Consider the following 22,302-nt stretch of genomic DNA (forward strand, 5'->3'; position numbering starts at 1 on the left):
AGTCAGTGCCGGACGCCGTTCGCCATGTGATGGGCGAACGGCCGGTCGAAATGCGCCGCGCACAATTTGCCCAGGCGCTCGAGGTCCTGGTCCTCCAGCGCCTTCACCATCTCGTCATGTTCGGCGAGCGACGGCTCGACGAGGGTGTCGGCCATCAGGCTCGCGGCATCGATGCTGCGCATGCCGGCATCACAATCATGGATCGAGCGGGCAATGAACTCGTTGCCGGTCGCTTCGAGCAACAGATCGTGGAAGGCGCGGTCCTGGACATAAGCCAGCTCGAGATCGCCGACCGAAATCGCCGAGCGATGGATCTGCCTTGCATGTTCGAGTTTGTTCATCAGCACCGGCGACACCGGCAGGCGAATGCGCTGCACGGCGGCGGCGATCAAGAGCTGGCGCACGTCGTGCAGCTTGACCAGGTCGTCCGGTGACAGGTGGCGCACCACCGCACCGCGATAGGGTTCGAGCTTGACCAGCCCGGTGCGTGCCAGTTCCTGCAGCACGGCACGTGCGACGTGGCGCTTGACGCCGAGGCCGTAGACCAGCTCGTCCTCCATGATCCGCTCCTTGGGCAGGATGCGGCCGAGCACGATATCGCGCTCGATCTTCTTGGCGACATTGCCGACGATCTCGGACGAGCGCGTCGTACCCGACTGGCGGGCCCGCGCGCCAAGCGGCTTGAGCAGTTCCTCCAGCTTGCGTGCGGTTTCGGCCAGGTCGATCGCCGAAGGCCGGCGACGCATGCGCTCGGCGCGGTGCAGACGCTCGACCGCATTCTCCGACAACGGCATCGCGGCATCGGCGACACGCTGCATCTCGTCCATGTCGCCGCTGCCGTGCAGGATGACGTCGCAGCCGGCCTCCTGCGTCGCGCTGACCTGGGCATCGATCGGATGGGTGCGGCTGATGTCCGAGACATCGTCGCTCATCAGCACGCCGTCGAAGCGGATCATGCCGCGGATGATCTCATCGATGACGGTGCGCGAGGCGGTAGCCGGCGCGTCGCGGTCGATGGCCCGGTAGATGACGTGGGCTGCCATGGCGCAGGGCATGTCCTGCAGCGAGCGGAACGGCACGAAGTCGGCCGACTGCATCTCGTCGAGCGAGGCGTTGACCACCAGCAGCGCCTCCGACTTGTCCTGCCGGGCGCGGCCATGGCCGAGAATATGCTTGATGACGGGCAGCACACCGCCGGCCAGCAGCCCCTCGCAGGTGGCGCGGCCGAGAATGCTCGCCATTTCAGGCGTGTCTCCCAGCGCCCGGTCGCCGATCACCAGGTCGCCCTTGCCGATCGGCAGGTCGAGCACAGGCGCGATGTTGATGTCGATACCGAGGTCGAACAGTTCGGCCGCGACGAGGCGTGCGTTGAGGCGCACGGCATCGAGTGCCCGCTTGACGTCGGTGCGGGCGATCTGGGCGAACAGCGAGGCCGGCGGGGGCGCGCGCCAGTGCGGTGGCGCCAGCCTGGCGACGCGGCCGCCCTCCTGGTCGATCAGCACGCGCACGTCGCTGCGGCCAACGCTTTCGCGCAGTTCCGCCACCAAAGTGCGCAGTTGTGCAGGGTCGGCGCAATTGCGCTTGTGCAGGATGAAGCCCCAGGGCTGGGCGGCGCGGAAGAAGCTGCGTTCGGCAGCGTTCAGGCTGGTGCCCGCGCAGCCGAACACCACGGCCTTCGGTTGGGTTCGGTCAATTGTCAGCGGCATGGTCATCACACTCTCGGCGGACTGCACAAGACCGACTTGTCGCCACCACGGCCATCAACTTGGCAGAAAAGCTGTCGGCGCGGAAGCCGTCAGCGCCCGTGCCCACCGCCTGCCGGTCACGACGGCTCCTGCCGCTGGCGCCCGAAGACCACCGTGACGACCATGGCGACAAGCACGATCCAGATCGTCGAGATCACTGCGGCCTGAGGGTCGACGCGGTCGCGCAGGCCGAGGAACATCACCTTGGTCAGCGTCGTGTTGGCGCCGCCACCGACGAACATCGACACGATCACTTCGTCGAGCGATGTCAGGAAGGACAGCAACGCCGCCGACAGCAAGGGAAAACGCATCTGCGGGATGACGACAGAAATCATCGTCCGCCACCAGCCGGCGCCAAGGCTGCGCGAGGCCTTCTCCTGGGTGAAATCGAAGCGGGCAAAGCCGGCGGACAGGATGACATAGGCGGTCGGAATGGCGATCACCGTATGCCCGAGCCAAAGGCCCGGGAACGAGCCGACGAGATGCAGGCGGGCCAGCACGAAGAACAGGCCGATGGCGACGAGGATCGGCGGCACGGTGGCCGGCATCAGGAGAACGCCATAGAGCGGCAGCCTGGCCCAGCCGAGCGAACGCGTGGTGGCGTAGGCCGCGGCAAAGGCGATCGGCACGGCAACCGCGGCGGTGACGGTGGCCAGCAGCAGGCTGGTCTTGGTCGCCGGCATCCACAGGTCGGACTGCCAGTACTGCTGCCACCAGCGCAGCGAAAATTCGGTCGGCGGGAACTGCAGCAGTTCGGAGGCCGAGAACGACATCGGCACCACGATCAGTGAAGGTGCCAACAGGAAGGTCGCCACCAGCGCGGTGAAAATGCCGATCGCCAGGCGCAGCGGCCAGGAGACGTCGAAACCGTCAAACATTGGCGCTGCCTCCGAGGGCCTTGATGCTGCGGCGAAGCAGGAACGTGACGAGGAACACCAGCCCGACGGACAACAGCAAGAGCACGCCGAGCGCGCTTGCCGCCGGCCAGTCGGACAGCACCGAGACGTTCTGTTCGATGCGGGTCGAAATCATCGGCACGCGGCCGCCGCCGAGGATGGCGGGGGTGACGTAGAAACCGAGGCTGAGGACGAACACCAGCACAGCACCGGCGAAGATGCCGTTGGCGGCCAGCGGCAGGATCACCGCCCGCAGGGTCAGGAGCTTGCTGGCGCCGAGGCTGGCTGCGGCGCGGATGATGTTGTGGTCGATTTGCTTGATCGCGGCATAGACCGGCAGGATGAACAGCGGCAGCATCACATGGGTCATGCCGACGATGGTGCCGAAGAAGTTGTTGATCAGCGGCAGCGGCTCCGAGACCAGCCCGGTGTCGATCAGGAAGCTATTGACCAGGCCGTTGCGCTGCAACAGCACCGAGAGCGCGTAGGTGCGGACCAGAAGCGCCGTCCAGAACGGCAACATCACCACGAGCAGCAGGATCGAAGCGAGCCGCTGGCCGGCGCTGGCCATGACCAGCGCGAATGGCGTGCCCAGGAGCATGCAGGTCAGCACCGTCATGCCGCTGACCTGGAAGGTGGTCAGTACCGAGCGCGTATAGACCGGAGTGCTCAGGATCCTGAGATAGGTGTCGAGCGACACAGAGCCGTCGGGCCGGGCGATCGATATCCAGAACATCGCCGCCAGCGGCACGACGATGGCGATGGTGACCAGCAGCACCGCCGGCAGCGCCAGACCGAAGAGGCCGATCTGCGCCAATTTGCGGTCCCGCCGCAAGAGGGCTGAGTTGTCGAAGGCGCCGTCTGCCGCCGGCAAGGTCATAGCCGGCGCGCTCATGCGTCGATCACCGGGATCAGCGCATCGCGCCGCACATGCAACTTGAGCGGCGCACCTTCGGCCAGCGCCTCGAGGTTGAAATTCGCCGCCTCGGCAGCGGCGATGCGCGCCGAGACGGCTCCGCCGTTCGCCAGATCGACGGAGATGAGCCAGCTGTCGCCCTGGAACACCGAGCGCGTCAGCGTGCCGCTGAGTGATACATGGTCGTGGCCGCTGGCATCGGAAAGCGACAGTCTTTCGGCGCGGATCATCAGCTTGCGGCCAGCACCAGTGGCATCCCGCTCCGGGGCAACGAAGCTTTCCACCGCATCGAGTTCGAGAATGTTGGCCTCGCCGAGGAACTCGGCGACAAAGCGCGACGTCGGCCGATGATACAACGAAGCCGGTGTTCCGAGCTGGCGGATGACACCGTCGCGCATCACGGCAATGCGATCCGACATCGTCAGCGCCTCGCGCTGGTCGTGCGTGACATAGACGGTGGTCAGCCCTAACCGGTCGTGCAGCTTCCGAATCTCATACTGCATCTGCTCGCGCAGGTTCTTGTCGAGCGCCGACAGCGGCTCGTCCATCAGCATCAGTCGGGGTTCGAACACCACGGCGCGGGCGAGCGCCACACGCTGCTTCTGCCCGCCGGACAGCGTGGCGATGTCACGTTCGGCCATGTTGGCGAGATCGACGATGTCGAGCGCCTTTCTGGCACGTTCGGCAGCCTCTGCGCGGCCGATGCCGCGGACGCGCAGGGGAAACATGACGTTGGCAGCAACATTCATGTGCGGAAACAGGGCGTAGTTCTGGAACACCACGCCGATGCCGCGCTTGTTGGCGGGCAGGCGGACAAGGTCGCGTCCATCGACGGAAATCTGTCCGCGATCAGGCCTGACGAACCCGGCAAGCGCCATCAGAAGCGTGGTCTTGCCGGAGCCCGAGGGGCCGAGAATGCTCAGGAATTCGCCGCGCCCGACGTCGAGGCCGACGTCGTTGAGGGCGCGGAAGGATCCGTAGGCTTTCGAAAGATTGCGGATTTCGATGAACGCAGCACTTGTCATGTCGCTTGAGCCGACCTGTTCCTGCCGCGCTCAGCGCGACATCATTTCCTGGAAGCCGAGCTGGGCTTCGCCGACATGTTCGACCCACCATTCATTGCGTTGGGCAAGCTGGTGCGCGGCGTTGTCGGGATAGGTCGGCAGCTTCTTCGAGGCGTCGTCGGGGATGAGGCCGGTCTCGTAGGCACGCTTGTTGGCCGCGCCATACTTCACCCCGACCGAAAACTTGGCCTGGGCTTCCGGCTTGGACATCTCGTTGATCATCTTCATCGCTTCGGCGGCATGCGGGGCTCCGACCGGCACCGCCCAGCAATCCATGCTCATGACGCCCTGGTTGAAGGTGTAGTCGATCTTGGCCCCGTCCTTCTTGGCGGCTTCGAAACGGGCGTTCCAGCCCACCGACATGTCCACTTCCTTGTCCTTCATCAGCTGCGCGTGCTGGGCACCCGAATTCCACCACACCGCGATGTGCGGACGCAACTGCTCGATCTTGTCGAGCGCGCGCTGCATGCCGCCCTCAGATCCCAGCACCTCGTAGACCTTGTCCATCGGCACGCCGTCGGCAAGCAACGCGATCTCGAGTTGCGCCTCGGCGTCGTTGCGCATGGCGCGGCGGCCCGGGAACTTCTCGACGTCCCAGAAGTCGGCCCAGCTCTGCGGCGCCTGGTCCTTGTAGGCGTCGGTATTCCAGGCCATGACCCAGGAGAAGATCAGCGCCGAGATGCAGTATTTCTGCGCCGTGCCTTCGATGAAGTCCTTGGAGTCGATGACGCTGTAGTCGAGCGGCATGAACAGGCCCTCGCGGCCGCCCTTTTCAGCCTGGAAGGCGTTGGTCTGTACGAGGTCGAAGCTCACCGCATTGGCCGCCGCCTGCAGCTTCACCGAGGCATAGGCGTCGTTGATGGTTTCCTCGCGCACGGTGTTGCCGAGCGTCTTGGCCGCCGGTCCCCACAGGGTCTCGCGGCCGACCTCCTGGATCACGCCGCCGCCGACGGCGACCGTCATCTCAGCCGCCTGGGCGGCCTGGCCTGCAATGCCCCACGCGGCAAGCAGCGCACAGGCAGAAAGAGAGTTCCTCACATTTTTCCGGATCATGGTAATTCCCCACGGGGCTGGTTTTCGTCCAGCAGTTTTCTTTTCCCTGAACAGCACTGGAAGGCTTGGTTTGCCCGGTGTTCAGCGCCCTTGGCTATGTCGCCAGGGCCAGGTCCAGAATTACCGTAGGGCATGTTGGGCAGGTATCCGCGATTTATCGATCCGCTTATCGATAATTTTGTTCTCGCTATTTCCCAAGTCTCGCCGGCGGCGCTTCGCAAGCGCCGCGGGCCCGTCACGCCGATGAGGCTCACCGGGGAAGGCTGCGCCGGTCCATCTTGTCGCGACAAGCCAAGGTTAGGGGGCGAAGCCATCGCCAGGCTTGCGAGGCCTGCAAGCCGATGTTCCCGCCATAGTTGAGCCGAGGTCTGGTTGCACCAAGAGGGGCGGAAGCCATCGGGTCAGTCATTTCGGTGGTGGCCCGGAGGCGGCATAGGTCACACCGGACCTCGACGAGCCCTCCGCGCCGGCCTGTCCATGGCCAGACCAAAACGTCTGCCCAAGAACTGGTGCATGCTGCGCTAACGAGAACCAGCGTTCATCGTATTGGGGCAAGACCATCGAGCAGATAGTCGAGGCCCTTGCGGAAGGCGCCGTCCCAATCGCTGTCCAGCAACAGGCGGGAGCGTTCGATCGTGGGATAGCGTTCGCTGAGTCCGGCGAGGCGTTGCTGTGCTGCGGCCTGGTCGTCGTCGGTGAGTTCGAAGCTCGCCCGGGTGATGGTCGAGCCCATCACGTGGTTCCACAGTGACCAGATCGCGACGTTCAGATCTGCATCCGCTACACCTGCTTTGGACAAGGCGTTGGCAAGCAATTCCAGGCGACCGAGGATATTCGGGCCGAGTGCCCGGCGCGGCAACAGCGATGCCGACCAGGGATGGCGCAGCATGCTGGCGCGCCAGCCCTCGAGCACATGTACGGCCTCTTGCCGCCACCCCTGGGGTTCGGCCCTGTCGGACGGCGCGCGGTATTCGAGCACCTTGTCGAGCGCAAGGTCGAAAACGTCCTCCTTGTTGTCGACGTGCCAGTAGAGGCTCATCACCCCTGAGCCGAGACGATCGGCCAACCGTCGCATCGTCAGTCCGTCGATGCCTTGGGTGTCCAGCAGCTCCACCGCGGTCGCCACGATGCGTTCCAGAGACAGGGGCGGCTCGCCGCGCGGCTCGCGCGTCGGTCTTGGCGACTTGCCGGGCTGAGGCCGTTTTTTGCCGCTGCGTTTGCCTGCCATCCGTCGTCCCCACTTGCGCCACGATTTCTGAATTCGCTACCGACATTCGTTTTGCAGGCGGACGTCGCAATCGAATGGCCTGAAATCAATAAGTTGCCGTCATCACGGCACGGAGTTCTGCCCGTCGCCTGATTTCCAATTCGAGCGAAAACACCGTTCGTGAGCTTCGACTTTGGCAGTCGACGTCAGGAAAGTCGATGCCCGGCAGTTGACTAGTACAATGTACCATAGGACTAATCGCACGGCCGCCAGTGGCGGGCCGCGGAACCAAAGAGAAAAATCATGTCACGCAAAATCAAGCATCTGCTTGTCGGAGGCCTAATCACCATGACCATGTCACTTCCCACCGCGACGACGGCCAACGAGAGCGATCTCAGGCTGACAATCGTCAACCCCGAGAACCTCTACGACCCGACGCCGAACGGCTACAGCACGGCGGTCATCGTTCCCGCCGGTGCGCGTGTCGCCTACATCTCGGGGCAGGGCGGCCAGGACGCCACCGGCAGCCTGTCGCCCGACTTCTCCGTTCAGGTGAAGCAGGCCTATGCCAATCTGCGTAGCGCTCTCGACGCTCTCGGCGCAAAGCCCGACCAGGTCGCCAAGCTCACCGTCTACGTCGTCGACCACGACATGTCGAAGCTCGGCGTGCTGACGGAGAGCGTCAAGGCGATGTTCGGCAACACGCTACCGGCCCAGACGCTGATCCCCGTCCCCAAACTCGCCGTCGACCCAATGCTGTTCGAGGTCGAGGCTGTCGTCTTGCTGAAATAGTGGTGGTGGCTCGCCCGGGGGTGACTGATGCGTCGGCGCACGATGTTTGACCGTCAATCGGGAGGCCGGCCTCACCGGGGGTCGCGCATCCCGTTGAAACTGGAATTTCCAACCGGAGAAACGTCTGTCCTGGAGAGCAGAATAATAAAATTGACATCGACAGCCAATAAATATAAAACCCGGCTGTCGATATTTGCTTGTTCGATTTTTGTTATTGCGCAAAATCGCTGTGCGCCAACGAACATCCCTTCAAATAAAATCGCGATGTAAAACAGCCACGCAATCGCTTGGTTGTCGATGAATATTGCCATGAAAGGGGTTTGTTATGACCACTGGCACAGTGAAATGGTTCAATGCTACCAAGGGCTTCGGCTTCATCCAGCCTGACAACGGCGGTCCGGACGTGTTCGTCCACATTTCCGCGGTTGAGCGGGCCGGCATGCGTGAAATCGTCGAAGGCCAGAAGATCGCCTACGAGATGGAGCGTGACAGCAAGTCGGGCAAGATGTCTGCCGGCCAGTTGCAGGCCGCCTGATCGGTCTTGGTGCCCTTCGGTGACCACGGATGTACTGGCACCGTCACAGGGCGCGATCGACTTACAAAAGCCAGGCAGTTTGCCTGGCTTTTTTGTTGGCAGCGTTCAGTCCTCTTTTCGAGAATGTAGGGATAACAAACATGACTGATTCCCAGAGCAAGGCACGAGAGCAAGCCGAGTCAGCCTTCGGCAAGACGCAATCGCAATCTCTTGCCCGCAACCGGATCAACTCGGAGATCGACGCGGTCGTTCAGCAGCGCGAGGAAAAGACGCTGCGCTTGCGCGCTCTGCGGCTGGAAAGGGAAGCCACCGAGCTTGCCGCCGGTCCGTCTACCGTTCGCGAGCGCGCAGCCGGCAAGAAGTAAGAAACAGATATAAGATCAACGGCCTAGGTGATCAAAGTTGCTGGCGGAGAGAGCGCCCGCCCAACTAGCGTGCAGCTCAATCCAATACAGTTCAACAACTATTTGATACTCTGTAGATTTCTACTGCGCCTGTCCTGCGGCGTCCATTGCGATCCGCCGCCATCGCTGATAGTTTGTGGGTCATAATGTGGGGTAACGAGTTGGGCGGAGCGTGAAAAGCCAGGGGCGACATCCTGGAAAGGCACTAACAGCCGTGCAAGTGAGACAGACGAAGGCAGCAGGCCGTTATGCCGATGGCGCATGGCGCGGGCCGAGAAATCCCCACACGATACGTGCAGGAACCAGCACGCCGACGACGTAGCCCGCCCAGACGTGCACGGTCATCACGTCTTCCGTCAGGTAGGCAACGAAGAACCCAAGGGCAAGGGTCCAATGGGCCATTCGGACGAATGGATCCCAGACTTGTATCTCGGAGGAAGATCGAGTGTGCATGCTGTCTGCCCCTTGTCGTTGTCCTCACAACAAGCCAACTCGACTTCCCATGCATTGACCTGGATCAAAAGGATGCGGCGTGGGTGGCGCGCGGCCGATTCCTCTTACCGGAGCTTGATCCTACTCCCGTCGGTAAGGCTGGAGGGCGGATAGACGACGACGATTTCGCCCGGACGAACGCCCTGCGCCACGGCGGCAATGCGAGTCGAGAGGCGCGCAATCTCTACCTCTCGGAGCTGCGCGCGGCCCCCCTCCACAACGAAGACGCTCCAGGCATCGCCGCGCCGGAACAGTGCTCCGATCGGCACGACGATTGCCTGGTCGATTTCGTCGACCACGATCCTGACCTCGACACGGTAGCCGTCCCCCAGGCTGGTCCACATCTCCGGCGTCGAGGTTATGTCGACGACGACCCAGACGCGCTGCTCTTCGACGCCGAGCGCGGAGACTTTGGTGAAGCCGGAGGGCTCGACGCGTCGCACGGCCCCCTGCAAATCGGTGGGACCGCCCCATCGCTCAATGATCACCTTGTCGCCCTCCCTGATGCGGGTGGCATCGGTCGTCAGAACGTCAACCGCGATTTCGAGATCTCCAGGATCGGCCAGCTCGACCAATAGGGCGGCCTGCGCGACAGTGGTCTCACTCTCCTGGAGTATCCTGAGAACCCGACCGTTTATGGGGGAAGATACCGGGAAAGCCTCGCTAGCCTCCGAGTTGCCTGCGGACGTCAATGCCGCGCGAGCCTGCTCCAGAACATGTGTCGCCGCGTGCCAGCGGCGCTCGGCTGCATAGGCCTGTCTCTCCGCGGAGCGAAACAGGAACTCCTCACGCTCCAATTGCGCCGCAGGCGCCACATTCCGCTTGGCGAGCGATCTGGTGCGTTCGAGGTCTGCACTGGCTTGGGCCAGAAGCACTTTGGCCTGCTCGTGAAGCGATTCCGCCTCCTCGACTGCCGCTTCGGCGGCGCCGACCTGCGCCTCGAGTTCCAGCCGCACGCGAGGATCAAGAAGCGGAGAAACAGGCGGCGTGATGGTCGCGAGCATCTGCCCCGCCTGCACGGCATCACCCGCCTCGAGCACCAGCCGCTGTAGGCGTCCGGACAGAGGGGCCGACACCAGATAGCGGTCCCGCACGCGCGTGCGGCCGTCTTCTTCGATCGCGTCCTGGAACTGTGAGGTCTTTACCTCGCCGGTTTCGACAAGGATCGGCTGCGGCATCAGGATCCAGTAGAGGCCAAGCGCTGCAAGCGCCAATACCAGTCCGCCGACGATCGAAGTTGTTCGAAGCTTCATATTCAGTCCCGCGCTTTCAGGACTGCCACCAGATCGAGCGTGTCGATCCGTCGGCGAATCGCAATGAAACTGGAGACAGCTGCACCGATCACCAAAAGCGCCGCTATGGCGTAGCTGCTTGGATCGATCACAGCGGGGATCTGAAATGACTCGCTCGCACGCGCTGACGCGATCAACTCGATCAAGTACCATCCAATAAGGAGCCCAGCAGGAACGGCCACAATGAGTTCCACGGCGAGCTCACCGAAAATGACAGCGGATACCTCACGCCTTGTCAGCCCCACTATTCGGAGGCTAGCCAGTTCCCAGGCGCGCTCCTGCAGGGCGATGCGGGCGCTGTTATAGACTACCCCTATCGCAATCAGCATTCCAAACCCCGCAAGAATTAGCGCCCCGACCAGCACCATTCCACCGATCGTCTCGTTGAACAACGCAAGCCACAGGGCCTTGACGGAGCTTCCCTCGACCTTCGGCATCAATCTTATACTGGACCAGAGCAGTTCGGATTGGCGCGGATCAATCCTGAGGGTTGCGACATTGCCGACATCACCCTCCCGCATCAAGCGATTGAGTGCCGTGCGCTCCATCGTCACCGATGCCCCAAGGATATCGTCCGATATCTTGCGAACGGCGGCGTCCCTCACGGTCCGGTTTCCTTCAAGCACTTCGATCGTGACACTGTCGCCCAGGTCGAGATCAAGCTGCCGCGCGATTGTCCGGCTGAGCATGATGCCGTCGGAGAGAACGGCAATTGGCTGCAGCGCGCTGTCTCTCGGAATCTTGAGTTCAGAGCCAGATTCCAGCCCCGTGACCGATGTGCGATAGGTTCGGTGGCCGGCCCGCAATCTGATCGGCACGACTCGCTGGAGCTCAGCTTTCAGCACGCCGGGGATCGCTTGCAGTTCGTAGAGCGCATCCGCCGAGACAGGTTCCGTAAAGGTAATGAATGCATCGCCACGCTCGATGCGCCCGAAGCTCACATCGATCATGTGGTCGATTGCATCGAACCAATAGAGCCCGAACAGAACCAGCGGAATGGCCAGAGCGATGCCGACGGTTGTCAAGAGCGTTCTCAACGGCCGTCCGAGGATGGTGCGCGCCGCCATGACATACTGGAGCGGGATTTGCTTGCTTCCAATAGTCTGCAGCCAACCAAATGTGCGTAGCGCGGGCGGCGTTCCGGGTCGCATGGCTTCGGCGGGAGCAAGCATGGCTATCCGATATACCGCCGTCGCCGCCGCGAGATTAGCCGCGGCGACGCTGACAAGCATCGCAACAACGAGCAGCCACGGCTCAAGCTGCGCCTCCAGCAACGGAAAACGGAAGAAGGCGCGATAGGCTCCGACGACTCCAACCGCAAACCAGCGCCCCAGGGCAAGACCTATCGCCGTTCCCAGCAACGCAATGGCGGAAACCAGTTTAAAGTAGTGAAGCGCAATGGTGAGGTTTCTGAACCCCAGTGCCTTTAGCGAAGCGATCTGTCCCCGCTGCGCCTCGACCATCCTGCCGATGACGACGTTGAGCAGGAATGCCGCGATGCCGAAGAAGACCGACGGCATCACCATGCTCAAGGTTTCCTGCTCCGCCAGTTCGTCTTTCAGGAAGCGGTGCGAAGGCTGATCGCTCCGATCGTAGGCTCCCGTTCCGCCGTATGGTGCGAGCAAAAGATCGACCTCTTCCAGGACATGCGGCACGCTTGCGTTAGGTGCCAGTGTCATCAACACGTCATTGAATGCGCCTTGCATGTCGAATGCGCTGGCTACCGCATCCTCACTGGCCCACAGTACGACAAAGTTCCGATCGTCCGGCAGTGGCACGGCGGCGCGTGTTGCAAAGACGAACTCGGGCGACAGGGCGGAGCCAACCACTCGGAAGTCCTGCAATCGCCCGTTCAGAACCACATCGATGGTGTCACCCGTCCGCATGGCGCGTGCCTCGGCGTAAGCCGCGTTGACGATTATCTCCTCCGGATGCAGCGGATCGGGCCAACGTCCCTGCACGAGATGGAGGCGATTGAGCAACGGCTGCCCCGAGGCTGGAAGCGAGATAACGCGCCCCGAGATCGGGAGGTTTGTGTCCTCACGGATTACGCGCACTGCCTTCGCGACGCGCGGTTCCACAATGCCGACGCCGTCAATTTCGCGCAGCCGGTCGACGATGACGAGCGGCGCGCGCGTAATGCTCGCAAAAACGTCGGCGAACCGTTCATTGCGGTAGTGCGCCTCCATGGCGCCTACCAGCGCCAGGTAGTTCGACAGGGACATTACAAAGACGGCGACGCCGGCGGCAACGAGCAGCGCGATGCTGAGGACCTGAAGCCGCATCGACCAAAGATCGCGCAGGACCTTGATATCGAGCACGTTCACCACGTCACGTCCTCGGCCCGTATTCGTTTCGGATTCGGTTCCTCCTTGACGATGCGCCCACCGCTTAATCGCAACACGCGATCAGCCATCCCAGCAATTGCGGAGTTGTGGGTGATGACCGCGGTCGTCGTGCTTAGTTCCGCGTTGACCTTTGCGATTGCTGCAAGAACCAGTCGGCCGGTATCTACGTCGAGCGCGCCGGTCGGTTCATCACAAAGCAGGATGTCCGGCCGTTTCACGATAGCGCGGGCCACCGCAACGCGCTGCTGCTCGCCGCCCGAAAGTTGCGAGGGAAAGTGACCGGCGCGATGCGTCAGCCCAACGAGTTCAAGCGCCTCGGCTGGCCTCATAGGGTTGCTGGCGATTTGCGCGACCAGCCGCACGTTCTCTTCAACGGTGAGGCTCGGTATCAGGTTGTAGAATTGAAACACGAACCCGACATGCTCGCGCCGGTAGGTCGTGAGTTCATCGTCGCCGGCGCCGGTCAGTTCGTGGTCCCGCCAGGTCGCCGTTCCTGACGTTGGAGCATCCAGCCCGCCGAGAATATTGAGTAAGGTCGATTTGCCTGAGCCGGAGGGCCCAAGAAGAACGATGAATTCGCCTTGCCGGATATCGAGATTGACATCCTTCAGCGCTACGACTTGCGCATCGCCTGATCCATAGACTTTGGTCAACCCCCTGGCCACGAACACGGGGGCCTGAGGTTGTGTCGCTGGATTCGTTGCCTCTCGTTCACGGACTTGCATGCAGGCTCCGGTCTCCGCCGAGATTGCAGAAGTCCTACACATTGCCTCGTCCCGTCCCTTGATTCTTATCAAATTTGGAACGTGGTAAGGAAATTCAGTCCCACTGAGTATGTGGCCGACATCCCGTTCGTGCTGCTTCAGAGTCCTGACAGCATGGCGGAAACTACACGGTCGCGCCCACAATGTATTCTGGTGTGGGTCTAGCCGACACTCACTCCGAAGACCGCACCGACCGCGGCGGTGACGCCCATGGCAAGCGCACCCCAGAAAGTAACGCGGACCGCCCCCCGCATCACGCCCGCTCCTCCGGCCGTGGCGCCGAGGCCACCAAGGATGGCAAGCGCAACCGCGGTGGTTCCGGCTACGAGTACACTGGTTCTCTCAACGGGGGAGGCGAGCGCGACCAGCACCGGAATGACCGCGCCCGCCGCGAAGGTCAGGGCCGATACGACAGCTGCCTGCACGGGACGGGCGGCGACCGTTTCGGAAATGCCGAGTTCGTCGCGGGCGTGCGCCCCCAACGCATCTCGCTCGGTCAGCTGGACTGCGACCCGCTCGGCCAGTTCCCTGTCGAGCCCGCGGTCGACATAGATCCGCGTCAGCTCTTCCAGCTCGGCCTTTGGCGTTTCTGCAAGCTCCCGCCGTTCCCGGGTGAGATCGGCGTTCTCGGCGTCGGTCTGGGAACTCACCGAGACATACTCACCCGCCGCCATGGACATCGCTCCGGCCACAAGGCCAGCAAGGCCGGCGATGAGGATTTCGATCGAGCCAGATCCGGCAGCTGCAACACCCACCACGAGGCTCGACGTGGACACAATGCCATCGTTAGCGCCGAGCACGGCCGCACGCAGCCAGCCGATGCGGTGGACCATGTGGACTTCGGAGTGCGAAAGGCGGCTCATGTCTGGTTTCCTTGCAATAGGGTCGGCTGGTGTCCGGTGGCGGTAGACCTGGGTGACCATGTCTCTGCCGGAGAGATGCGAAGCGCACGGAGCGCGTTGAGGATCACGGCCACGTCGATCGCCTCCTGAATGAGCGCCCCTTGGACGGGCGTGAGGTAGCCCAGCGCCGCCGCGACCATGCCCATCACCGACAAGCCTATGCCTGCGACCACGCTTTCCAGCGCGATGCGGCGCGCGCCGCGGGCTATCTCGATCCCGGGTGCGAGCCTGTCGACGCGGTCAACCAACAGGACCACGTCGGCTGCCTCGGCAGAGGCGGCCGCACCACGCGCGCCCATGGCGACGCCCACATCGGCCGCGGCGAGAGCCGGAGCGTCGTTTACGCCGTCGCCCACCATCATGACCGGGCCGCGCTTGCGTTCGGTGAGCACCAGCAGAACCTTCTGGTCGGGCGTGAGACCGGCACGGATACCGTTGAGACCGAGGCCCTCGGTCACGCGCTCGGCCACCTCCTGGCGGTCGCCTGTCGCCAGCAGGATCCGACCTATCCCCTGACGACGCAACCTGGCCAGCATGTCATGCGTCCCCTCGCGAAGTGGGTCTGCCATAACCAGATGGCCCGCCAGCCGCCCGTCGACCCCAACAGCCACAAGGACCGACCCGGCGGCGAGTGCCGGATGCTCCACTGCAGCCTCGCCAACACGGCCGGTGACAAACCCGTGCCCGCCGACGACAACGGACCTGGCGTCGACTTGTCCTGTCAGCCCTTCGCCGGGAGCTTCGGCCACGTTCGTCGGAACCGGGAGCGACAGGCCGCGCTCCCGTGCCGCGGCGACGATCGCCTGCGCCACCGGGTGTTTCGTGGCCTGGTCGAGTCCCGCGGCGAGCCGGAGGACCTCGTCAGGATCCGTTCCGTCATGGCTGTCGATCGTCACGATCTGCGGCCTGCCGTCCGTCAGCGTGCCGGTCTTGTCGAGGATGAGCGTCTGCGTCCTGGCCATTGCCTCCAGAGGACCCGCGCCCTTGATCAGCACGCCGAAGTGCGCCGCCCGCGAAAGGCCCGCCACAAGCGCCACCGGAACCGCCAGGATCAGCGGGCATGGCGTGGCCACCACGAGGACCGCGACTGCCCGGATAGGGTCACCAGTGAACCACCATGCGGCGAAGGCTATGGCGACCGTGACCAGCAGGAAGCCGAGCGACCAGCGATCGGCCAGCCGCGACATGGGCGCCTTCGACCGCTGGGCTTCTTCCACGAGCCGTACGATGCCCGCATATGTGCTGTCCTTTGCAGGACGCGTCGCGACGAGGTCGAACGCTTCGCCTGCGTTTGTGGAACCGCTCATCGCATCGCCTCCGTTCTGCGCACGGATCGGGAGGGATTCGCCCGTCAGGGCGGACGTGTCGAGGAAGGCAGAGGCGGACGCCACCGTGCCGTCGACCGGGACAACGTCGCCCTGACGGATAAGCAGGCGGTCGCCGGGCATGATGTCGTCGAGCGGAACTTCTTCCAGGCTGCCGTTCTGATGCCGGGTCGCAGTGCGTGGCACACGCGCAAGCAGGTCGCGCATCTCGCGGCGCGCCCGCCCTTCCGCAAAGCTTTCGAGAAAGGTTCCACCGGAATACATGAGCGCCACGACGGCCGCCGCCAGAGTTTCTCCGAAGAGGAGCGCGGCCGACATCGAAAGTGCGGCGACGATGTCCAGCCCAATTTCGCCACACCACAGGCTGCGTAGGATCTCCACGAGCAGCGCGCCGAGCACGGGGAGCACGCCCACAAGCCAGACCGTCGAGGCCAAGTCTGGCCGTCCGCTGAAGTAGAGGGCAAGCCCACCCAAGAGCCCGCCCACGGCAGCCAGCAACAGCGCGGTCTTCAACCGGTCTCCGTTCGAATGCTCCATACAATCAGCCCTCTGCGTTTCCGGTCGGCAGTTGTTCGTCCCCGAATACCCGCCCGACGCGGCATGCGTCGATGCTATCTCCTTCGCCCCGAAGCAGGAACAGCGCATCGATCCCGACCTTCCGCGCCAGTTCCCCGCCCTTGCCGGGGCCGAGCACCATCAGGGCCGTCGCCCAGGCGTCGGCGGCGGCACAGGACGGGGCAAGCACCGTGACCGAGGCAGGCGCTTCCAGAAGCGGTGCGCCCCGGCGTGGATCCACGGTATGCGAGAGCCGCCGTCCCTGCACCTCGACCCAATGCCGATAGTCGCCCGAGGTCGCCACGGCGCAGTCCTGCAGGGACAGGACCGAATGCGGTGCCCGCCGGTCCGGGTCGGGCAGTTCCACGGCGACCGTCCAGGTCTCGCCGTCCGGCCTCAGTCCCATGGCCCGCATCTCGCCGTCGATGCCCACCAGCGCATCGCGGATGCCAAGTCTGCCGAGCGTCTCGGCCAACCGGTCTACTCCGAAGCCTTTGGCGATGCCGTCGAGGTCGAGCGCGAGCTGGGCGTGCTTCCGCACGCTCCCGTCGCCCAGCTCGATCGCCTCATGCGCGGGAACACGGCGCGCCGTCATGGCCGTACTGATGAGGCCGGGGGCAGCGGCGGCCGGGCCGAAGCCCCAGGCAGAGACGGCATCGCCAACTCCAATGTCAAAAGCGCCGTCGGATGCCTTGCCGACCGCCAGCGCCAGCCTCAGAACTTCCATCATCATGGCCGGAACAGGCACCCGTTCTCCCACGGGCGCACGGTTGAGCCGCATCAGGTCGCTGTCGGGCTTCCATGTCGACATCTGCGCGTCGACCTCGTTGACCGCCGTCTGGAGGGCTTTGCGGGCGGCTTCGGCATCGAACCCTGGTGGCGCGAAGAAGAGAGCCGACCAGCGCGTGCCCATGGTCGGCCCGTTGAGCGCGTGGCGCACGAACTCAGTAGACGTCTTCGACATAGCGTCCCTCCGCCTTGAGCATCGCTGGCGACATGCCGAGGGGCTCCAGCATCCGTGCCATCGCCTCGGCGACCCCTGCCGCCATGTCCCGGCCGCCGCAGACCATCACACGCGCGCCGTTGCGGATCGCGCCGAGGACCTGCCGGTGTTCGGAAGCGAGAGCATCCTGCACGTAGTGGGGCCGGATGCCGCGCGAAACCGCGGTGGATAGGCGCGAGAGCCTGCCTTCGACCGCCCAGGCTTCCAGTTCCTCACGGTACAGGAAGTCGCTTTCCGGATGACGCATGCCGAAGAACAGGTGAATCGGCCTGCGCCCGCTGTTGGCCCTGATGAAGCCCGCCAGCGGTCCAAGCCCCGTGCCCGCTCCGACGAGGATCAGCGGAGCACGGTCCGTGCCCGCATGGAAGGCCGGGTTGCGGTGGAGGAAGGCAGCAAGCGTGTCGCCCGGTTCGAGTGCCATCAGCGCGCCTGAACACAGGCCCCCGACATGCTTGCGCACCACGATCTCGACGAAGCCGTCGCCGCTACCCGATGCCAGCGAATAGAAGCGCGGATTGGTCGAGCCCTCCGGCACGACGCCGAGGAGGTCTCCCGCCTCGAACCTGGCGAATCCTTTCCGCGTGAGCCGCTGCCAGAGGGACAGGCGTGGTACCGCGAAACGCAGGATCGCCGTGGGCGCCTGGACGTCCTGGCCGTAGTTGCGCCGCGAGGTGAGCCTGAGGGAAGTTGTCTCGGGGCGGACGGGCCGATGGTCGAGTTCCAGTTCAATTGCCAGCGCCTCGCCGAGCGCACGCCCCCATCGCGCGAACTCCTGGGGCGACTGGCGGTCCACCGTGTCCAGCGGAAGCAGCGTCGGCCATCCCTTCGCCTTCGCCGCCGCCTCGACTGCTTGGGCGTAGCCACAGAAGGCCGGGAAGCCGCGGTCACCGAAGCCTAGCACCGCCAGCGGCGCTGAGGGGGCGACGGACAGCCTGGCCAGGCGGTCGAGGAACCCCTTCGCTGACGCCGGGGCATCGCCGTCGCCATAGGTCGCAGCGAGGACCACGTAGCGGCGAGCAGCGGGGGTCCGCGCCGGATCGAAGGCCGACATTGGCGCGACGTGAACCGGATGCCCGGCCCGAGTGAGCGCATCGTGCAGCGTCGCTGCAAAGCCCCAGGTGCTGCCGCCCTCGCTCCCAACCAGTATGACCGTCTCGCCGCGCGACGCCGGGACGTTGCCGCGGATGCGCGGTCGCCCGCGGCGTCCTGCCAGCCATATGACGGCGCCCGTAGCGCCCACCACAGGAACCGCGAGCGCCATCAGTCCGAGCAGCAGGCCGAGCACCGCGGCACCCTGTCCGGTATGCAGCATGTAGATTGTTTCGGAGGCACGCTCCCAGCCACTCAGGTTGGACCAGCCCAGCGTCGCTCCCGTCCCTTGGTCAAGGTACCCCGTGCCGAGGTCGGTCTTGAGCGTGAAGACGTCGCTCGCATCGCCTGGATAGGGGAAGCTGAGTTCGCGCAGGCTGGAGACGGGGGTTGAGACGAGCATGGGCATCCCGGCCAGGGGCATGCCTGTATCCCCGCTCACCGTGGACGGCAAATCCGGGACGACAGCCTGGTCCGGAAGGAACCCGAAGGTCGACGCCGTCATCCAGATCGCGGTCGCCGAGGACAGCAGGAGGCCGAGCACGGCCCCGCGCGCGAGCTCGGCATGAATGCGTCCCGTCATCGGCCCCCGCAGCGGGGCAAACCACCGCCTCCAGCCTCCGGCGCGGCGGGCGACGAGCATCGTTCCCGAGACGGCAAGGACGAGCATGGCTACCGCCCCGGCAGCCGAGACGAAGCGGCCGGCGTCGTCCATGAACAGCGAGCGGTGCAGGTTCGTCAGCCAGCGTTCGACCGGGTTCGCGTCGGCAGAGGCGACACCCGCCCCCGTGGCAGGATCGACCACCGCCGAACCCGGCGTTCCGTTGTCGAACCAGTAGGCCGTGATGCGTCCCGAGGGGGAGCGTTTAATCTGCTCCACCCCCGGATAGACGACATGGATGCGGGTCGCGAGATCGGCAACGCTCATCGTAGCTTCAGCCTGCGGCGCGCCCAGCCGCTCCGCCGCTGGGAAGACCGAAAGGGCGGCCCCGCTGAGCGCGAGCAGGCAGACCAGGGCCAGAGCCACAAGCCCAGGCCAGCGGTGAAGAGCTCGGATCATGCGTCCGCCCTCACATGCCGTAGCCAAAGCTGGCGACGTAGCGTCGGCCCTTGACGGACTGGCCGGCGCCCTTGGACGTGAGCGGCACCGCGACTTCGTTGGGGCTGTCGCGCATGTCCTCGACCGCGGCATCGATGTGCAGCGTGTAGCCGGCGTCGAAAAGCGCGTCAGCCAGGTCGAGTGTGATCTCGAGCTTGCGACCGGCCCCCACACTGGCCCCCGTTATGCCGTTGATCTCGGCGATGTTGCCGCGCGTCGCGCGGTACCAGTCGCTGAGATGCTCGTAGTATTTGGACTTGCCCCCCGCCATCCAGAGGGTGCCGGCATAGGCGCCCTTTGGATCGGTGACATAGATGGCGAGATAGGCTCCATCGCCGCCGTAGTTGTTCAGGGTGGTCGTCAGCGTCACCGGCCGCGCCATCGCTATGCCGGGAAGGGTGAGTGCGGTGGTGAGCGCCAGGGCGGCGAATATCGTTCTCATGACGAAGTCTCCAGGATTCGCGGGAAAGGTGGCGGGTGGCTCAGTTCACCTTGACCTTCGGCGCTGCGCCGCTGCCGAACAGGCCGTTGTTCGGCGGGGCAACTGTGCCCGCCCGAGCGGGTCCGACCGCGGCACCGCCCCGGTATCCGTCGTCATCATCGTCATCATCGTCGCTGTCGTCGTCGTCATCGCCTTCGTGATGACCGTCGTCATCGTCGTCATCGTCGCCACGGCCGAGGCGGGGGCCATGATCCCGGTCAAGGCGGCCGTCATCGCTGGCGAACAGCAGGTTGGCGCCCTCATCGGAAGCGTCCTCGACGGTCTCGCGAGATGCGTGAGGCCGCGCTGCGTCATGCATGGCGCTCCACGCCGGAATGCCAGCGCCCACGGCCAGCGCAGTCGATGCGAACAGGATGGTGAATGTCTTCTTCATGGCAGAGTCTCCTTTTCTGATGGTTTCGTTCTGAAGGCCTCGCCTGATCCCTTCCTGACGGAAACGGAGTTTCTGCTTCAGCTTGCCGTCAGGAATCTAAAGGCCCCGTCGCAATGGCGAGGCCTCGGAAAGCACCTGCTTGTCCGGACGAGGGATCAGACGATATCGCCAGGACCAGCAGGTCTCTTCCGGCCCGCAACCAGGGCGCAGGCAAGGTTCTCCCGGTGGCGGAACGTCGCGAGCGCCATGCCCCCGAGGTGCAAGGTGACAAGGGGCAACATGGCGTTCGCCAGCGTCTTGGGGATCTCCTTGAGTGGCCCTTTGGCCTCGCCTTCCGCGTCGACGGCTCCCTGGCCAAGCCCTCGCCGTCGTCATCGTCCGCAAGCACCGGGGCCACGAACTGCAGCAGGTGGGTTGCGGCTGCGGCGCGGGCCGGCTCTTCCATGAGCCATCCTGTGAAGGCCGTTCCGGACAACGTCACGAGCAGTGTGATGATCATGGCCGCGCCTGCCGGGTTGTGGCCCAGGTAGCGCACCTCTCGTCCCTGGCGACATGGGCGACTTAGGTGAGCATGGCGGCGGGACTCCGGACGAACTGACCGAAACGGGCGTAGCGGCTCCCGACAAAACCCCACACGATTGCGAAAGTGATGCGGAACAGCGCCGCTACCACTTAGCCCGCGAACTCGTGAACCGGCTGTATCTCCTCGGCGGTGAGCCAAGCCGTGGCGAAGGCACCGACCAGTGGAAGATGCGGACAAGCGGTCCCATACCCCGACCCGGTGGGCGGGGTTCTGTGCGACACCGTCGCGGGCGATGGCAGGTCATTGATCGTTATTGTGGGTTTTTCCCTCGCGACGCCGATCGCCGTCCCTGTGTTCGATTTCCAGTATCTCGAGGGTTGCCGGATGAACTGTCGCTTCGATCTGTTGCCCCCTGAGATCGGTACCGTCGATCTCGTAACAGCCGTCATCGATCTTGATCCGTCGCACCGTCCAGCCTTGCTGCGCCGCCAGGGCGGCAACGGCCTCCCTCGGCTTCCAGTCGGCCATCGGCACGAAGCACTCGTCATCGGCCATCGCGCTGCCGACCGGGAAGGCCGCGACGAATGCGAGAATTGTCAGGACGAGCCGCATGGCGAATTACTCCGTTCACCTGGATTTGCGCTGAACCTGCAGGGCCAACCTTACGGCACCCTGAAGTTAGCCCTCTATTCGCTTCAGCAACCCGTCAGGAAAATCTGATAGTAGAGGCAACGGCAGCGGAACAGGTGTGAATATGCGAATCCTGCTTGTAGAGGACGACGCCGTGCTGGGCGCCGCCGTGCGCGACCAAATCGCTGGGGACGGCCATTCGGTCGACTGGGTCACCAGGTTAGACGGGGCACGCGACGTGATGGCGAGCGCGGGCTATGACCTCATCCTGCTCGACCTCATGCTGCCCGACGGAAGGGGCATCGTCTTCCTCAAGACGCTGAGGAATTCGGGGGACGTCACGCCCATCATCATCCTCACCGCGCTCGACCAGGTCTCCGACAGGATCGAGGGCCTAAAGGCCGGAGCGGACGACTATCTCGTGAAGCCTTTCGACCTCGATGAACTTTCCGCCCGCATCGGCTCCGTCGCCCGCCGCTATTCGGGCAACCCGAACCCTATCATCCGGCATGGTGCGCTCAATATCGACCTCGCGCGGCGGAGCGTGCTCCGGGAGGGCAAGCCCGTTCAGCTTACCTCGCGCGAATGGGCACTGCTGGAGGCCTTCCTGACGCGTCCCGGCCAGCTCCTGTCTAAGCCGCAGCTGGAGGAGAAGCTCTACGACTTCGACGTCGAGATCGAGAGCAACACGATCGAGGTCCATGTGAGCCGCCTTCGGAAGAAGCTGGGCACCAACCTCATCGAGACCGAGCGCGGCCTCGGCTATAGGCTTGCGCGGGCATGAGGGGGGCGC

Annotated in this window: 22 protein-coding genes; 4 read left to right on the forward strand and 18 right to left on the reverse strand. The window is 64.2% G+C overall.

From position 1 onward, the window contains the following. Positions 1 to 2 precede the first annotated feature (2 nt). From HNQ95_RS04880 to HNQ95_RS04905, 6 genes are all read right to left on the reverse strand, one after another. Positions 3 to 1,706, reverse strand: coding sequence for a glycoside hydrolase family 3 N-terminal domain-containing protein (locus tag HNQ95_RS04880; protein WP_182585765.1), 1,704 nt, complete (start codon positions 1,704 to 1,706; stop codon positions 3 to 5). Positions 1,707 to 1,822: 116 nt separating this feature from the next. Further along, positions 1,823 to 2,623 (reverse strand): ABC transporter permease, encoded by an 801-nt coding sequence (locus HNQ95_RS04885; protein ID WP_067954711.1) that lies wholly within the window; start codon positions 2,621 to 2,623, stop codon positions 1,823 to 1,825. Next, positions 2,616 to 3,536 carry an ABC transporter permease gene (locus HNQ95_RS04890; RefSeq protein ID WP_067954708.1) on the reverse strand — a complete coding sequence of 307 codons (921 nt, stop codon included), beginning with the start codon at positions 3,534 to 3,536 and terminating at the stop codon, positions 2,616 to 2,618. Before HNQ95_RS04890 ends, HNQ95_RS04885 begins: the two co-directional genes overlap by 8 nt. Then, positions 3,533 to 4,582: an ABC transporter ATP-binding protein gene (locus tag HNQ95_RS04895; protein WP_067954706.1), complete on the reverse strand. Its 1,050-nt coding sequence runs from the start codon at positions 4,580 to 4,582 to the stop codon at positions 3,533 to 3,535. The genes HNQ95_RS04890 and HNQ95_RS04895 overlap by 4 nt, the downstream gene beginning before the upstream one ends. Positions 4,583 to 4,612: 30 nt before the next feature. Beyond that, on the reverse strand, positions 4,613 to 5,674 hold the full coding sequence (locus tag HNQ95_RS04900) for an ABC transporter substrate-binding protein (protein ID WP_154384605.1): 1,062 nt from the start codon (positions 5,672 to 5,674) through the stop codon (positions 4,613 to 4,615). A gap of 538 nt (positions 5,675 to 6,212) precedes the next feature. Next, positions 6,213 to 6,902: a TetR/AcrR family transcriptional regulator gene (locus HNQ95_RS04905; RefSeq protein ID WP_154384606.1), complete on the reverse strand. Its 690-nt coding sequence runs from the start codon at positions 6,900 to 6,902 to the stop codon at positions 6,213 to 6,215. 282 nt (positions 6,903 to 7,184) lie between these two features. On the opposite strand from HNQ95_RS04905, the gene HNQ95_RS04910 reads away from it, so the two are divergent. Then, positions 7,185 to 7,673 (forward strand): RidA family protein, encoded by a 489-nt coding sequence (locus HNQ95_RS04910; protein WP_067954698.1) that lies wholly within the window; start codon positions 7,185 to 7,187, stop codon positions 7,671 to 7,673. A 71-nt stretch (positions 7,674 to 7,744) separates the two neighbouring features. On the opposite strand, the gene HNQ95_RS04915 is transcribed toward HNQ95_RS04910, so the two are convergent. Next, positions 7,745 to 7,984 (reverse strand): hypothetical protein, encoded by a 240-nt coding sequence (locus tag HNQ95_RS04915; RefSeq protein WP_067954696.1) that lies wholly within the window; start codon positions 7,982 to 7,984, stop codon positions 7,745 to 7,747. Between the two features lie 14 nt (positions 7,985 to 7,998). Here HNQ95_RS04915 and HNQ95_RS04920 point away from each other — a divergent pair, with 14 nt between their 5' ends. After that, positions 7,999 to 8,208 (forward strand): cold-shock protein, encoded by a 210-nt coding sequence (locus HNQ95_RS04920; protein WP_067954694.1) that lies wholly within the window; start codon positions 7,999 to 8,001, stop codon positions 8,206 to 8,208. A 140-nt stretch (positions 8,209 to 8,348) separates the two neighbouring features. Next, positions 8,349 to 8,573 carry a hypothetical protein gene (locus HNQ95_RS04925; RefSeq protein WP_067954693.1) on the forward strand — a complete coding sequence of 75 codons (225 nt, stop codon included), beginning with the start codon at positions 8,349 to 8,351 and terminating at the stop codon, positions 8,571 to 8,573. Positions 8,574 to 8,858: 285 nt separating this feature from the next. Here HNQ95_RS04925 and HNQ95_RS04930 read toward each other — a convergent pair whose 3' ends face one another. The 11 genes from HNQ95_RS04930 to HNQ95_RS04980 form a co-directional block, all read right to left on the reverse strand. After that, positions 8,859 to 9,065 carry a cytochrome b/b6 domain-containing protein gene (locus HNQ95_RS04930; RefSeq protein WP_347400132.1) on the reverse strand — a complete coding sequence of 69 codons (207 nt, stop codon included), beginning with the start codon at positions 9,063 to 9,065 and terminating at the stop codon, positions 8,859 to 8,861. A gap of 104 nt (positions 9,066 to 9,169) precedes the next feature. Beyond that, entirely contained in the window at positions 9,170 to 10,357 is a 1,188-nt protein-coding gene (locus HNQ95_RS04935; protein ID WP_083948234.1) for an efflux RND transporter periplasmic adaptor subunit, read from the reverse strand. Positions 10,358 to 10,359: 2 nt separating this feature from the next. After that, the gene (locus HNQ95_RS34050) at positions 10,360 to 12,723 is read right to left on the reverse strand and encodes an ABC transporter permease (protein WP_182573567.1); all 2,364 of its coding nucleotides are present in this window, start codon (positions 12,721 to 12,723) and stop codon (positions 10,360 to 10,362) included. After that, complete coding sequence (locus tag HNQ95_RS04945) at positions 12,720 to 13,469, reverse strand: ABC transporter ATP-binding protein (RefSeq protein ID WP_067954687.1); 750 nt, start codon at positions 13,467 to 13,469, stop codon at positions 12,720 to 12,722. The genes HNQ95_RS34050 and HNQ95_RS04945 overlap by 4 nt, the downstream gene beginning before the upstream one ends. A 200-nt stretch (positions 13,470 to 13,669) precedes the next feature. Further along, positions 13,670 to 14,371 carry a VIT1/CCC1 transporter family protein gene (locus tag HNQ95_RS04950; protein WP_067954684.1) on the reverse strand — a complete coding sequence of 234 codons (702 nt, stop codon included), beginning with the start codon at positions 14,369 to 14,371 and terminating at the stop codon, positions 13,670 to 13,672. Beyond that, positions 14,368 to 16,272: a heavy metal translocating P-type ATPase gene (locus tag HNQ95_RS04955; protein WP_154384609.1), complete on the reverse strand. Its 1,905-nt coding sequence runs from the start codon at positions 16,270 to 16,272 to the stop codon at positions 14,368 to 14,370. The genes HNQ95_RS04950 and HNQ95_RS04955 overlap by 4 nt, the downstream gene beginning before the upstream one ends. Before the next feature lie 4 nt (positions 16,273 to 16,276). Beyond that, positions 16,277 to 17,254 (reverse strand): FAD:protein FMN transferase, encoded by a 978-nt coding sequence (locus HNQ95_RS04960; protein ID WP_154384610.1) that lies wholly within the window; start codon positions 17,252 to 17,254, stop codon positions 16,277 to 16,279. Continuing rightward, complete coding sequence (locus tag HNQ95_RS04965) at positions 17,235 to 19,442, reverse strand: PepSY domain-containing protein (RefSeq protein WP_154384611.1); 2,208 nt, start codon at positions 19,440 to 19,442, stop codon at positions 17,235 to 17,237. The genes HNQ95_RS04960 and HNQ95_RS04965 overlap by 20 nt, the downstream gene beginning before the upstream one ends. Before the next feature lie 10 nt (positions 19,443 to 19,452). Beyond that, complete coding sequence (locus tag HNQ95_RS04970) at positions 19,453 to 19,923, reverse strand: DUF2271 domain-containing protein (RefSeq protein WP_154384612.1); 471 nt, start codon at positions 19,921 to 19,923, stop codon at positions 19,453 to 19,455. Positions 19,924 to 19,963: 40 nt separating this feature from the next. Next, complete coding sequence (locus HNQ95_RS04975) at positions 19,964 to 20,356, reverse strand: hypothetical protein (protein ID WP_182573566.1); 393 nt, start codon at positions 20,354 to 20,356, stop codon at positions 19,964 to 19,966. A gap of 823 nt (positions 20,357 to 21,179) precedes the next feature. Beyond that, positions 21,180 to 21,491 carry a PepSY domain-containing protein gene (locus HNQ95_RS04980; RefSeq protein ID WP_067954670.1) on the reverse strand — a complete coding sequence of 104 codons (312 nt, stop codon included), beginning with the start codon at positions 21,489 to 21,491 and terminating at the stop codon, positions 21,180 to 21,182. Between the two features lie 142 nt (positions 21,492 to 21,633). Between HNQ95_RS04980 and HNQ95_RS04985 the strand changes: the two genes are divergently transcribed. Next, on the forward strand, positions 21,634 to 22,293 hold the full coding sequence (locus HNQ95_RS04985; RefSeq protein WP_067965767.1) for a response regulator transcription factor: 660 nt from the start codon (positions 21,634 to 21,636) through the stop codon (positions 22,291 to 22,293). Positions 22,294 to 22,302 lie beyond the last annotated feature (9 nt).

Source organism: Aminobacter ciceronei (genome assembly GCF_014138625.1).
In the GTDB taxonomy this organism is placed as follows: Bacteria; Pseudomonadota; Alphaproteobacteria; order Rhizobiales; family Rhizobiaceae; genus Aminobacter; species Aminobacter ciceronei.